Raw genomic sequence first — 14,399 nt, 5'->3', positions numbered from 1 at the left:
AAAAATAGGATTCAGCCCCGCTGCTCTTCCATTCGCCTTACGCATTTGCTATATAAATTGCAGTAATTTTAAAACAAAACCGTTCCCTTTCATATATAATAAAAAGGAGAAGTGCTGCGAACACTTCTCCTGACAACAGAACCCGTTAAGGGAAAAGTTGTTTATTTAATATTTTTTTGAACCACCCTTATGCTTCCTACGGCTGGGGTGGTTTTCTTATGAGAGATTAAGAAGAGAAAAACTTTAATTCATTTTTACTTGCGGCAAACGCTACTGCTATGACCATGATTAAACCTTTGGCAATATCTTGAATATAGAAGGGTAAACCTAATAGGTTTAAACCATTGTTAAGTAGACCAATTAGTAACACGCCAACAAACGTTCCAATAATATTAGGCTGGCCAATTCTAATTGTCGTCATTCCAATAAATACTGCGGCTAAACCATCTAATAGAAAGGAGGATCCTGCAGTCGGCTGGCCGCTTCCTAATCTAGCAGCCAAAACAATGCCCGCAATTCCGGCACCAAGCCCACTAAACATTAATCCAATTGTTCTGTATTTTAAGGTTTTGATACCTGAAAGCTTCGCCGCTGTCGCATTACCGCCGGTAGCATAAATATATCGTCCAGGCTTTGTATAATTTAAGAAAATAAATACGACAATTCCGAGAATCAGCATAATGAAAATGGGTGAAGGAATTCCGAATAAGGCCCCTCTGCCCAATGCGGTAAATGAAATGGGCAGCCCACCGTAAACGGCTCTTCCTCCCGTATACATAAAATTGACACCTATAGCAATAGAAGATACACCAAGGGTCACAATCATAGAAGGGATACCAACTTTTGTCGATACCACTCCATTTAAAAGTCCAATTCCGGCACCAACTGCTAAAGCGGCTAAAATAGCTGCAAGCATTCCCGACCCATTGGCAAGAAGTCCTGCTACAACTACTCCGGACAAACTTGCAATACTTCCAACTGATAAGTCAAAATCACCTGCTGCCATCGTAATTGTTAAACCAAATGCCACAATGGCTAAAGTAGAAACCTGACGCGCAATGTTCATGATATTATTTAATTCAAAGAATTTATCTACGAATATTGAAAATACAATAAATAGTATGAGCAAAGTCGCAATAGTAGCATAATGGGATACTAGATAGCTTGTATCCAATGCCTTCTTATCATTTCTTACAACTGATATACTTTGCATGTTAATCCCCCTCTGTTAGACTCCTAAAGAGCTTTGAATGAGCCTTTCATTAGTGACCTCATCTAATTGGATTTCGTCCACGATAGATCCTTCTTTCATAATATATATCCGGTCTGATAGCCCCTTTATCTCGGAAATATCTGAGGATATTAATATGATTCCGGCACCTTGTTTTGCTAAATCCACCATAATTTTATACATCTCAGCCCTTGCTCCAACGTCTACACCTTCAGTAGGCTCATCAAATATAAATACCTTTGGCTTTTTATCTTCCGAGACAATCCATTTTCCGAAGGAAACTTTTTGTTTATTACCGCCGCTTAAATTTTTTACCTTTTCATGAATGGACGGAGTTTTAATATTAAGGTCATTCACCATCATTTGAGAAATTTTCTCTTCTTTTTTAACCTGTACCCAAGAGAATAATGACATTTCACCCAAAAATGGAAGTGAGATATTTCGTTTAACCGGTTCGTCTAAAATTAAGCTTTTTTTCAATCGATCGTCCGGGATTAAAACTAGCCCATTTTCGATCGATTTAGGCACTGATTTTCTATTTTTGATCTCTTTTCCCTCTATGAATACTTTTCCACTTTTCCTATCTCTAGCACCAAAAATGCATTCAGCCAGTTCAGTCCTTCCAGACCCGACTGTACCAAAAATACCGACTATTTCCCCTCGCTTAACTGAAATAGTCACATCGGTTAGCTTCTGACCATCAGAAACACTTTTTGCCTCGAATAGGACTTCCCCCAGCCCATGAGTCTTTTCTGGATACTCGCTATGGTGGTCTTTGTCAATCATCAGTTTAATAATCTCATCATTCGATGATTGCGACGTTATTCTTGTTCCAGCATGTGTACCATTTCTTAAAACGGTGATACGGTCTGACATTTCAAAAACTTCGTCTAAATAATGAGTAATAAAAATAATAGTAATACCATCATTTTTTAACTTTCTCATAACAGAAAACAACTTGTTTCGTTCATTTTCTGATAAGGCGGCTGTAGGTTCATCTAATATTAATATTTTCGGATGAATATTCAATATTTTTAAAACCTCAATGAGCTTTCGTTGTGCAGGATTCAAATCTTTGACTTCTTTATTTAAATCCAGATCAATTCCTAACGTCTCCATCAAATGTTTTGCTTTTTTCACCAATTTCCTTCTATTAATAAGGCCAATTTTACTTTCTTCTTGCCCTAGAAATATATTTTCAATTGCATTAAAACTTGGGATTAAACTCCCCTCTTGGGTGACAATCCCGATCCCTTTATCAATAGAATCTTGAATGCCGCGAAAAGAAACTTCTTTGTTTTCCAATTTAATCACACCGGCATCAGGAGTATAGGCTCCTGTTAAAACTTTGACAAAAGTAGATTTACCCGCGCCATTATGACCAACTAAAGCATGGATTTCCCCTCTATTTAGGCTAAATTGGATATTATTCAATGCTTTAACCTTCGCGAAATGTTTGTTTACTCCCTCAACAGACAGTATTTCCTCCAATCGTCAAACCTCACTCTCTTGCGAGGGAGATACGAACATATCTCCCTCTTTATTTAACTTAATTTGAGCTATAGAAATCTTTGGCTTTATATGGTTCTACTCCATCTTCAGGTAAGTTCTTATCCGTTATTAAAGGTGTATCAACGTAAACAGTGGTTGAATTTATTACTTGATCGATAGGTTTTCCTTCTGTTCTAATACTATAGATATACCCCGCTATTTTTTCTCCCATAACCTCAAATCCTTGCGCTACTGTTGCCGCAATTGGAGACCCTTTTTTCATTTCATCAATTGCAGGCGGATGGCCGTCAATTCCAGTGACAAAAATCTTATCCTTACTAATTCCTGCTGCTTGAATAGCAGCTGCAGCAGCCATTGCAGGCTCATCCCAGCCAGTCCATACAGCGTCAATTTTATCTCCGTATCTAGCGATATAATCTTCCATTGTTTTTAGTGTATCTTCATAAAAATTTGTGTAATCAATATTATGTTCCTCAAGCACCTTAATACCTGGGTTTTCCTTTACAATCGTATCTAATACTTCTCCTCTTTTTCGAACTCCATGGTGTTCAGCCATCTTAAAGGCAACAATATTTCCTTCTCCACCTAATCTATCTACTAAATAGCTCGAGACTTTAGACGACATCACGTAGTTATTACTCGTTACATCTACAACAATACCTGGTGTCCAGCCTGAGTCGACCGAAAAGACAGGAATGCCAGCTTTCTCTGCTTCTGCAATAGAAGCTTTTGCTGCACGCAGATCAGCCATTGAAATGATGATTGCGTCTACTTTTCTTTGAACCGCGTCCTCAATATTTGATGCTAGATTTTGACCAGATCCTTTACTATCAACAACACTCAAGTTCCACTTATATCCGCTTTTCTTAACGAAATCTTCAAATCCTTTTTTGGCTCTTTGTTCAGATTGTGCAGCTGAATTCATGTGAACCCAAGCAATTTCTAACTCTTCCTTCCCTTCGCTGCCTTTAGAGGAAGTTTCTTTTGAGGCTGACTCATTTTTACCCTTAACTGAAGATTCAGAATTCGCAGGCTGCGTAGTATCAGCCGAACATCCAACAATAAATAGGAACGTTAATAACATCATCACAACTGCCCAAAGCTTTGGCTTTTTCATACTTTTTCCCCCTTATATGTGACTAATTGTCTCAAACTTTGAATATTCTTTTCGATTTCTTGGTTTTTGAATATCCTGCTTCCAATGATTAAATTTCCAACCCCTAACTCTATTAATCTATTAATATTTATTTCATTAACCCCTCCATCAACTGAAATAATGGTGTTAAGTTGTTCACTCTGAATAATGTTTTGGATAAACGTTATTTTATTAAATACTTCTGTTCTAAACTTTTGGCCGCCAAAACCAGGTTCAACTGACATTAAGTTAATTTGATCAAGTTCATGGATAAAATATTTTACTGAATCCAAACTGGTCATGGGCGCAAAAGCTAATGAAACGGAACAACCTCTATTCTTTACTTTCTCAATGGCTCGCAATGGATGTACGAGACTTTCAAATTGAAGTGTGATTAAATTCGCCCCTGCATCAATAAAGCAGTCAATATATTCCTCTTGCTTATACATTTCAAAATGGACATCGATCGGCAAGTCAGTAATTTTCCTCAGATGTTCTACTGTTTTGGGACCGAATGTGAGGTTCTTAACATAATGACCATCCATTATATCCACATGGATCGAATCCCCACCTCCTTTCGCGATAGCTAAGATATCATTTTGAAGATTCATGTGATTTCCATCTAAAATTGAGGGTGAGATTAACACCATACACTCATCTCCCTTTCCTTAAATTTGAACGGTTTCTGTAATCCCCTTCATCCAAGGCTGAAGAATTGGGTAGGCTTCATTATACCTTTGGGATAGTTGTTTATATTTAAGATGATTTTCAAAATTTGGCTCTACTTTCTTCTTATAATGAACCATGTGACTAACTGCCTCCGGTATACTCGAATATCTCTTTGCAGCAACACTTGCCAAAATAGCAGAACCTAAACTTGGTGCCTGTGTCACTTTTGGTACATAAATTGGCAGATTACTAACATCTGAGTGAATTTGTAAGAACAAATCACTGTTTGATGCACCACCGGCAACGTACAATTCAGTCGCGTTAAAACCGTTTTTCTTAAAGCTATTAATAACCAAGTCTGTTCCAAATGCGATTCCTTCCATTAATGCCCGGTAAATATGTTCCCTGCGATGATTTAGTGAAAAACCATACATCAATCCTCTTACATCCGGATCAACATAGGGGGTTCTGTTCCCCTGCCAATACTCTAAAACTAACAACCCATCAGAACCCGGCGGTAATTTACTTGCTTCTGGAGTTAAAAAATCGAACACATTCTGATTCAGTTCTTGACTCTTCTGGACAAGGTCTTGGCAAAAATTATTTATAAACCATTTGATAACGGATCCTGTAGAAATTTGCCCGCCTTCAACCATTTTCAAGCCCTTAATTACTGCATCTGGGAAGCCGCCAAATATTCCTTTTCCGTTAAAGTTTTGCTCCGTTAAACCCATTAACAAATGGGATGAGCCAGTAATTAACCCTAACTTACCAGATTCAACAACCCCTAATCCGATGAGCCCGACAAACGCATCTGCCCCACCTTGCGCAACTGGGGTTCCCGGTTCTAAACCTAAGTCGTCAGCAGCTGCTTTTGTTAACCCGCCGACAAATTCACCTAGATCTAAAATATGTTTTGGGAATTTTTCGAAAATATCACCTAGACCGATTCCTTCGTAAAAGTCATACGGCCATCCACCTTCATCCCGATTGTAATACCACCTCGTAGTAGCATTACAAGTACTGACTGTCCAACTACCAGTCAGCATATACGTATACCAATCAACAAACTCCACAATTTTATCAGCGTTATCATAGTTTTCAGGTTCATTTTGTTTAAGCCAAAGGGCCTTACATGGCATCCATTCAGCTGAAACTGTATCGTATCCGCTCATTTTTAAGATAGGGTGCTTCTTTTCTGCAATAAACTTTGCTTGTTTATTAGCACGTATATCCATCCATATCAGTGGATTTCTTATAGGTGTTCCATCATCCTTACACGCAATGACACTGCAGCACGTTGCATCATAACTGACCCCAATGATTTGTTTCTTATCAATTCCAGAATCTGCCAAGGCTTTTCTTGAACTTTTAGCTAAAGCGCTCCACCAATCATTGGGATCCTGTTCAGCCCAGCCTGGGTGAGGATGATAGGTTTTGTATTCAGTCGAGGCAAACGTAATCTCATTTCCTTGTAAATCAAATAATCCTACTCTAACTCCCTCTGTACCAGCATCAATTCCCATTACAATTTCTTTCATTGTCTTCCCCTCCAGTTTGGCATCGCTTTCATAATTAACAACTGGAATTATTCCAGTAGGTACTGAGCGACATTTTCACATGTGATTAAAACATCTACCCAATTCCCTTGTAATGCTGCTTTAATTACTTCCTTTTTTTCGTTTGTCCCAGAAATCAGAACCACTTTTGATTGCTCACTTAACTTGCTAAAATCAGGTCCAACTACCCTTTTATGGATATCCAAATTCAAGATATTTCCCTTTTTATCAAAGAACCAAGAGCCAATATCTCCTATTACCCCGTCATTTTCCATTATTTTCGCTTCTTCCTTACTGATGATTCCAAGATCAATAAACGTTGAATCGGTGACATTTCCGACACCCACAACGGTGATGTCTGCATTTAACCCCATCTTAAAAACACTCTGAATCATCGGGTCCGTTATAATGGCATTTTTTAATTCTTCATTTCCAACGATAGCAGGGGCATATAAGGGATAAGCAGTACCTCCAAATTTATCTGCAATTCTTCTACAAATATCATTGGAGTGCAATTCAGACTTAACCTGCCCTAACCCACCAGTAATAGGAACTATATTACAATCAACCTTTTCATCCACCTCTAAGCAGTTTGCAACTTCACTTAAAGTTTTACCCATTGAAAATGCAACGGTCATTCCTTCCTGAATATTTTGTTTAAGATAATTCATTCCGGCTTCGCCCAATACCTTCAAAATATTCTCCTCGATAGCCGAATAGGATGGAACCACTATTGCTTCCTCAATATGGAACTTTTCTTTTAAGAGTTTCTCTAGAGAATAGCACCTTGTATTCAATGTCTGTATTTCAATTTTGACAATCCCACGATCTCTTGCCGTCTGTATCAGTCTAGATACCGTGGAATTTGAAATATTCAATAATGAAGCAATTTTGCTCTGTGGAAGATTGTCAATGTAATACATATAAGCGACTTTCGTTACTAACTCGGTATTATTTTGCATTCTATTTCCTCACTCTAAGACGACTTTGAAATTATTTTCAGTCAATTGAAAATTTTCCCTATGGTTATCATTAAAACACCTTAATTTCATTTTGTCTATACTTTCCAATAAAAATCGGAAAATAATTTCACCATTACAAATATTCAGGAAAATAATTCGAAATATTTTTCACAACCTTGAAATTATTCCCGTTGTATGCCATTATATAACTGTATTCTAAATATTGGTTAAATTTTCATTATTATGAATAGTAAAAGGAGGAAGAACAAAGTGAATTTCGAAGGGAAAATTGCCTTTATCACCGGAGCAGGGAGAGGAATAGGAAAAACAGCCGCTCTGCTGCTAGCTAAATATGGTGCCGATATTGTTGCCTGTGATCTAAACTTTTCAAATTTAAAAGAAACAGCTGAACAGGTTGAAGCTCTAGGCAGAAGAGCCATCATCAGTGAAGTAAACGTGACGAATAAAGTAGATATTGACAAAGCCGTTCAACAGGCGGTTGAGGAATTTGGAAGAATAGATATTTTAGTAAATTGCGCAGGGATTATCTCAACATCCTTACTTGTAGATGCTGAAGAAGAAATGTGGGATCAAATTATGGGTGTAAATGCTAAAGGGACCTTCTTAACCTGCCAATCAGTTGCTAAGCAAATGATCCAACAAAATAGCGGTAAAATAGTAAATATCTCTTCCATTGCATCAAAAACAGCTGAATATGCTAATGGACTTTACTGTACTTCAAAAGCAGCGGTTAATATGATCTCTCAAACATTAGCATTAGAACTAGCTCAATATAACATAAATGTAAACGCTATCTGTCCTGCCTATACCAATACGGATATGATGCAAAACGTGTTCAATAATAGAGGGCCAGTAGAAGGAATGACACCAGAGGAGTATCAAAATTACCTTACTTCCTTTGTACCGCTAGGAAGAATGGCTGATCCAATTGAAATAGCAGAATTAATCGCTTTTCTTTCAAGCGACAAATCTAACTTTATCACAGGAACCACTTATACAATAGCTGGCGGAAAAGAATTACATTAATCCTGATTTCTTAAGGTGGTGCAAATCTTGAATATTTTAGATCGTTTTAAATTAGATGGAAAAACAGCATTAGTAACTGGCGGTGCAAAAGGATTAGGAAAGAGTATATCAAAAGCGCTCTCTGATGCTGGTGCAAATGTTGTTATTATAGATATTGATGAAGTAGAAGCGAAAAAGGCGATAGAAGAGCTTTCAAGAAGTGGTGATCATTTTGCCTTAAAAGCGGATATTACGAACGAATATGAAGTAAAAGACGCTATAGCTACTATTATTGAAAAATATAAACAAATTAATATTCTAGTAAATAATGCCGGAATATGCCAAAGAATTGAATCTGAAAATATGTCGTTAGAAGATTGGAAAAAAACATTTGATATTAATGTAAACGCCATGTTTTTAGTATCCAAATATGTCTATCCTACTATGAGAGATAACGGTGGCGGCTCCATTATCAACATGGCTTCGAAGGCTGGAATCATCTCGCTTACCTATCCACAGAGTGCATATAATGCGTCTAAGGGTGCTGTAATCATGTTAACCAAAAGCCTTGCCCAAGAATGGGTTGGAGATAATATAAGGGTAAATGCGATTGCCCCAGGGTTCATGCAAACAGATATGACGAAGCCTATGTTTGAAAATGACGGTCCGCTTTCCTTTGTTGTGGATCTAGTTCCAATGAAAAGAGTGGGCTTCCCGCATGAACTAGGCGGAGCAATCGTATTGCTTGCTTCCGAAGCTTCGTCATTTACAACAGGATCTATTATATCTATCGATGGCGGATATACTATGGTATAAAAATCATATATTCGAACAAATGACCTCGTTTTGAACCGAGGTCATTTTATATTTTCATGAATATGGCCAATGCGATGTAAGCGGCTGGCGCGGTATCCAACTGCCCGGCAATTAGTTTTAAGTGGGGAATAAAGATATCATTTCATTTATGCTGGGATAAGGGGCGTGCCTTACGTAGATTGCTTCTATATCGGGGGTTGGGGTTAAAATCCACTTAATTATCAAAGTAGAAATATTTTTAATGAAAAAAATAGGAATCAGCCCCGCTGCTCTTAAAGTCCGCGGAACTAAACCCTTAATTGTAACTATTGAATTAAAATGGTAGCTTATGGACCGCCTACCCACGCATTTTCGATGAATATCAGAGCGTGCCAGAGACCGCAATCTACTGCTTTAAGCTTTAGCCGAGTGGGACTGACTCCAATGTCTCTACGTAGACTGCTTCTATATCGGGGGTTGTGCTTTAATTTTCATGAAACCCCTATGTAGACATTCTACTTCGACGTTAAGGCTTAAATTTTTCTCCAACATCCAAGTAGACTGGCTCTACTTCGACATTCGGGCTTAAAATTCACTCCAACATCCAAGTAGACTGGCTCTACTTCGACATTCGGTCTTAAAATTCACTCCAACATCCAAGTAGACCGGCTTTACTTCTACATTCGGGCTTAAAATTCACTCCAACATCCAAGTAGACTGGCTCTACTTCGACATTCGGGCTTAAAATTCACTCCAACATCCAAGTAGACCGGCTCTACTTCAACATTCGGGCTTAAAATTCACTCCAACATCCAAGTAGACCGGCTCTACTTCGACATTCGGGCTTAAAATTCACTCCAACATCCAAGTAGACCGGCTCTACTTCAACGCTAAGGCTAAAAAATCACCAAAACGTCGAAGTAGGAACAGTTATTATAAAAAAAACAGGATTCAGCCCCCCTGCCCTTAAGTCCGCGGAACTAAACCCTTAATTGTAACTATAGAATTATTATTGTAGCAAGGACCTACCTACCCACGCTTATTCAAAACACATATCAGGGCGTGCAACCGCCGTAACCTCAACTATTCCAACATTAAATGTGGCTCGAGTTCGGCTTCGAAGATTCGTGGCCAAGGCAGTTTGACATCTACGCTCTCTAGTGAAGAGATCGTTTGATAGAAATCCTTTTTGCCTCTTGAGCCGATGTACACCTTTTTACCATCAAAGTATTGATACCAGAATTCGGTCTCTTTTGTAAGTTTTTCCTTCACAAAATCGTTTACAAGGTCATACTTATCGTCGAGGGCCCATTCACTTGCGCCAATTTGTTGGATATAGGTTCTGGCCGCCGGATGGACCACATTTTTATACCCTTGATCCTTTGCAAAACGGTGGAGCAAAAATTCGTAATGGGCTTTTGCTGTTTGTTCATATAGCGGCACACCAAATCCAGATGTCTGATTAATAAAAGCAAACCGAGCCGCTGCATGGCCGACCGTAATTCCCAGTGCATTCCCCGCCGTATTCCAGCCGCTATAGGAAAGAATTCTTGTCAAATCCACAGATTCCGCAAGCTTCGTTACAAGTTCTTCATCTGCCTTATTTACGATAAGAACATCGCCAATGGCCACCTGCTTGCCATTTGCTATTAATTCCTTCGTTCGATTAACAAGCCCGTCAATATCCTTTGCTCTTGTCGAGCCGTTAGCCGAAGGGGTATTTAACAGGAGATGAATATCTGCCTGATCCTCCCGGTCAACAATCGTACCGCCTGCTGAGACGATATGTTTTTGCACATTGTAGTCAAATGACGTATCTTCAAAAGGCGCAATCCAGTCATCTCCGTGGATTCCCCCATATTCAATAAAGAACTTTGGTGAAGTATGGAAGAAATGGTTAACGAATCGAGAGACAAATACGACCCCTACTTCATCGGCCCCAGGAAAAACGGATACTTGATCTTGAACCTGAAGTTCATTGACCTTTGCCAGTAACTGTTCTCGTTCTGCACGGTGAAGTCCATATGGGGCAGCATCATCCTGAGCGAGAATTAAATTGTCAATGTACCCTTGATCAACCCAATCAATCATAAGTTTGTTAACCGTATGATTTCTTTCCCTTGCTTTCTTATAATCTTCTAAAACTGAAGCAGGAATTAATGACTCCAGCTCTGCTAATCTTTCTTTACCAGCCATTCCTAAATGAACGACCTTATCATACAAAATTGCCCATTCACTAATAAGAGAATAATATTTGAGATATTCGTCGCTGATGGCTGTAACCGCCAGCCTTTGAATCGTATCAAATACATAGACCGGCTTCTCCGGATATAATTCTTTCAACTTTTTAATAACCTGAATATCTTTAAGGGAAGCATCTAATGATTTCACACCTGTCCGTGAAGCCACTAGTCCCCCGTAAGCAAGCATACTCGTAGATATAACAAATCCGTCCGCCTTATCGGCGTTCTCTAACACCCATTTGCTTATCTCCTCACCATTACCCGGTTCGGTGAAATAGCCAATCATTTCTTTCGGCGGCACAATGACATCTACACCTGCCGAATGGCCAACCTGCTGAGGAAAGTAAGTATTAGCTGGCCGATCATCTAATGGAACCAATAAAACCGTAGCCAGCTCATTCTTTTTTTCCTTTGCTTCAATCATCCCCACAGAACTAAACAACAAAAGGACGGCAAGTACTACTGAAAATAATGTTCTCAAGCGTTTCACGATTTTCCTCCTTTTCATTACTTGACTGGTGACTTTCCTAAAGAACTACCCCATTCTCTGTTAAAATCCTCCGTAACTCGGTAATATTTACGTCCTTTGGTGCAACATGATCACGAAGGGAGAGTGCTGCTGCGGTACCAGCGGCTTGACCGGTGGCCATTGCGCTAGGTGTGAGACGTGTGGTGGCTAATGCCTCGTGTGTGGTTGACATACACCTCCCCGCTACTAATAAATTTTCAATTTGTTTTGGTATGAGGCATCGGTACGGGATGCCGTAGCTGCCATCTCCTTCGATGTCTTTCGCTTGAACGCCTTTGCCACTTGGATCATGTATGTCAATGGGGTAGCCGCTTAGTGCAATGGTGTCTTCGAATTTCCTTCCTTCCACCACATCCGCAATCGTCAGGGCATATCGCCCATCGATACGCCGTGTTTCCCTAATGCCGATTTGCGTTCCAACCGCCGATATGGATGCCTTTTCGAAGCCGGGAATCTTCTGTTGCAAGAACTCAGCCATCATCAATACCTGTTTTCTTCCTTCTCTTTCCCCTGCCGATAAATCAAATACATCCGTTCCATCTAACCCCTGAACACGTGTACAATTCACGAGGACCTCGTCCTCCTCAGGGCCTGCAAAAAAGAGAACCTGGTCCCGATTAATGGGGACACCTGATTCATTCCATTCCTTATAAAAGCCCTGCACACCTGTTAACGGTATCTCGTCCAACCGATCTATTGGGGTTTTTTTGTAAAAATTAGTCGGATTCGCCTTCATCGCTTCCTTTACCCTTTCAAGGTTGACCCCCCTCATCCGGAACTTCATCGTCATCGGCTGTGTTTTGTGGTCTTCGTCTCTCCCTTTTAAGCAAGGAGCACCCGAAAGGTAAGCAACATCCGCATCCCCAGTTGTATCGATAAATCTCTTCGCAGAAACGCGAATTGGACCTGATTTGGTGGCTAGTTTAACGGCGGTAATCAGATTTCCTTCCGTCTCCACTTGATCGACAAAACTATGAACTAGGACCTCAACACCTGCTTCTTCGAGCATATCCAATGCCAACAGCTTATATTTTTCTGGATGATACGGTGTGACCGAATAGGTGAATCCGACCGTATCACGTAAATGGCCAGGGGAACCGCCTATTTCCATTAATCGCTCTACTATTTCTTCCGCAATCCCTTTAATGACCTGTTTCCCGGAATTCGTGTGGTAGGTCATCCACGGGTATACCAGTGCAATGGTTGACATGCCTCCTAAAAAACCATACCGTTCAATCAGCAGGGTTTTCGCACCGGCCCTGCCTGAAGCAATCGCAGCATTGATACCGGCGGGACCTCCGCCCGCCACCACCACATCAAAAGTAAGTTCAGACTTCAAACCAGACACATCCTTTTTTAAAAATAGATTATTTTCCGCCCGTCATCGTCGCTCCCTCAATAAATTGCTTTTGCGCGAAGAAAAAGACGATTAACAACGGAACGGTTGCCATCACTGATGCACTCATCAATAGCTCCCACTTTGTCCCAACCTCATCGGTAAATAGCGCCAACGCTAACGGCAAGGTCATCAATTCTTTTGAATTAATATAAATAAGCGGCTCATAAAATTCATTCCAGCTTGTTAAAAAGGTGAAGATGGTCAGCGTGGCAATCGCCGGTTTTGCTAGCGGCAACATGATGCTCCAATAAATTCGGAAATAGGAACATCCATCCAGCTTCGCGGCCTCTTCTAATTCTTTCGGGACTAATAGAAAGAATTGCCTCATAACGAAAACGCCAAATACTCCCGCCGGCCCTAAGATCGGAATTGCAATTAGCGGTACATGGGTATTAATCAAACCTAAATCTCTCATAAATAGAAAAAGAGGAATGGTGATGACTTCAACCGGAATCATCATTGTGCTTAATAAACATAAAAATAGCAGCGAACTTCCCTTAAACTTCAATTTTGCAAAGGCGTAACCGGCCAGTGATCCAAAGAAAATCGTACCGATTGTGACCAAAACGGCAATATAAAAACTATTAAAATAAAAAAGATGAAACGGTGTAGTCTTTAGTACCGTAAGGAAGTTTTCCCACCTAAAAGGGCCCGGGATGAACTGAAAGGTAAATATTTTGGTAGAGTCCTTAAAGGATGTATTGATCATCCATAAAAATGGCACAATCATAATCAATGAAATAATCGTTAAGATTCCATAAAAGGATAGCTTCGTAAAAAACCCATTTCTCTTCTTATTGTTCATGGAAAACCCACCTTTTTCTTACACTCCATTGGATGAGGGTAAAGAATAAGATAATCAAAAATAAGACAATCGCAATGGCCGAGGCATAGCCAAAATCAAATAGCTTAAAGGCATTTTCCCAAATATAGTAAACGAGTACCTTCGTGTGATTTCCTGGCCCACCGCCAGTCATGACATAAATCTGCCCAAACACCTTCATCGATCCAATGACCGTTAAGATTAAGGTTAAAAAAACAGTCGGGGTAATCATCGGCAGGGTCACATGCCAAAACTGTTTCAGTTTATTGGCACCGTCTAATCAAGAAGCTTCATAGAGATTGCGATCCACCTGCTGGAGGGCGGCCAAGAATAAAATCATATTCAAGCCAACATTTTTCAACGCGCTTACCGCAATGACCGCACCCATGGCGAATTGAATGTTGAAAGCGGCGCACGAAAAACGCGAAAGCGTTTCACGATAAATGCGAAACGCCTATCTAGGTTGTTGGGTTTGGGGTTAATATCGGCTTACAACTGAACCAGTAGAGGACATAA

General features: G+C 39.9%; 11 protein-coding genes and 1 pseudogene. 2 read left to right on the top strand and 10 right to left on the bottom strand.

Going from position 1 to position 14,399, the window contains the following annotated elements; translation table 11 throughout:
* Positions 1–226: 226 nt before the first annotated feature.
* From ACO1D1_RS20750 to ACO1D1_RS20725, 6 genes are read right to left on the bottom strand one after another with little or no spacing between them, the layout of a single operon-like run.
* The gene (locus ACO1D1_RS20750; protein WP_423336941.1) at positions 227–1,213 is read right to left on the bottom strand and encodes an ABC transporter permease; all 987 of its coding nucleotides are present in this window, start codon (positions 1,211–1,213) and stop codon (positions 227–229) included.
* 15 nt (positions 1,214–1,228) lie between these two features.
* Positions 1,229–2,722, bottom strand: coding sequence for a sugar ABC transporter ATP-binding protein (locus ACO1D1_RS20745; protein ID WP_423336940.1), 1,494 nt, complete (start codon positions 2,720–2,722; stop codon positions 1,229–1,231).
* 58 nt (positions 2,723–2,780) lie between these two features.
* Positions 2,781–3,860 carry a sugar ABC transporter substrate-binding protein gene (locus ACO1D1_RS20740; RefSeq protein ID WP_423336939.1) on the bottom strand — a complete coding sequence of 360 codons (1,080 nt, stop codon included), beginning with the start codon at positions 3,858–3,860 and terminating at the stop codon, positions 2,781–2,783.
* On the bottom strand, positions 3,857–4,528 hold the full coding sequence (rpe, locus tag ACO1D1_RS20735; RefSeq protein ID WP_149872133.1) for a ribulose-phosphate 3-epimerase: 672 nt from the start codon (positions 4,526–4,528) through the stop codon (positions 3,857–3,859). The genes ACO1D1_RS20740 and rpe overlap by 4 nt, the downstream gene beginning before the upstream one ends.
* 18 nt (positions 4,529–4,546) lie before the next feature.
* A complete protein-coding gene (locus tag ACO1D1_RS20730) occupies positions 4,547–6,088 on the bottom strand; it encodes an FGGY-family carbohydrate kinase (RefSeq protein WP_423336938.1) in 1,542 nt (513 codons plus the stop codon).
* Positions 6,089–6,135: 47 nt separating this feature from the next.
* Positions 6,136–7,068 (bottom strand): sugar-binding transcriptional regulator, encoded by a 933-nt coding sequence (locus ACO1D1_RS20725; RefSeq protein ID WP_423336937.1) that lies wholly within the window; start codon positions 7,066–7,068, stop codon positions 6,136–6,138.
* A 270-nt stretch (positions 7,069–7,338) separates the two neighbouring features.
* Here ACO1D1_RS20725 and ACO1D1_RS20720 point away from each other — a divergent pair, with 270 nt between their 5' ends.
* Both ACO1D1_RS20720 and ACO1D1_RS20715 read left to right on the top strand, forming a co-directional pair.
* Positions 7,339–8,115 carry an SDR family NAD(P)-dependent oxidoreductase gene (locus tag ACO1D1_RS20720; protein ID WP_423336936.1) on the top strand — a complete coding sequence of 259 codons (777 nt, stop codon included), beginning with the start codon at positions 7,339–7,341 and terminating at the stop codon, positions 8,113–8,115.
* Between the two features lie 18 nt (positions 8,116–8,133).
* A complete protein-coding gene (locus tag ACO1D1_RS20715; protein ID WP_423336935.1) occupies positions 8,134–8,910 on the top strand; it encodes an SDR family NAD(P)-dependent oxidoreductase in 777 nt (258 codons plus the stop codon).
* 1,062 nt (positions 8,911–9,972) lie between these two features.
* Here ACO1D1_RS20715 and ACO1D1_RS20710 read toward each other — a convergent pair.
* From ACO1D1_RS20710 to ACO1D1_RS20695, 4 genes and pseudogenes are all read right to left on the bottom strand, one after another.
* Entirely contained in the window at positions 9,973–11,622 is a 1,650-nt protein-coding gene (locus ACO1D1_RS20710; RefSeq protein WP_423336934.1) for a DUF4127 family protein, read from the bottom strand.
* A 37-nt stretch (positions 11,623–11,659) separates the two neighbouring features.
* The gene (locus ACO1D1_RS20705; protein WP_423336933.1) at positions 11,660–13,000 is read right to left on the bottom strand and encodes an FAD-dependent oxidoreductase; all 1,341 of its coding nucleotides are present in this window, start codon (positions 12,998–13,000) and stop codon (positions 11,660–11,662) included.
* 28 nt (positions 13,001–13,028) lie between these two features.
* The gene (locus tag ACO1D1_RS20700) at positions 13,029–13,865 is read right to left on the bottom strand and encodes a carbohydrate ABC transporter permease (RefSeq protein WP_423336932.1); all 837 of its coding nucleotides are present in this window, start codon (positions 13,863–13,865) and stop codon (positions 13,029–13,031) included.
* A pseudogene (locus ACO1D1_RS20695) lies at positions 13,855–14,151 on the bottom strand (carbohydrate ABC transporter permease); the annotation flags it as partial. The pseudogene ACO1D1_RS20695 and the gene ACO1D1_RS20700, both read right to left, overlap by 11 nt.
* Positions 14,152–14,399: the final 248 nt, after the last annotated feature.

Source organism: Neobacillus sp. 19, assembly GCF_049463095.1.
Lineage (GTDB): Bacteria > Bacillota > Bacilli > Bacillales > Cytobacillaceae > Neobacillus.
This window is presented reverse-complemented; position numbering and strand designations above follow the sequence as displayed.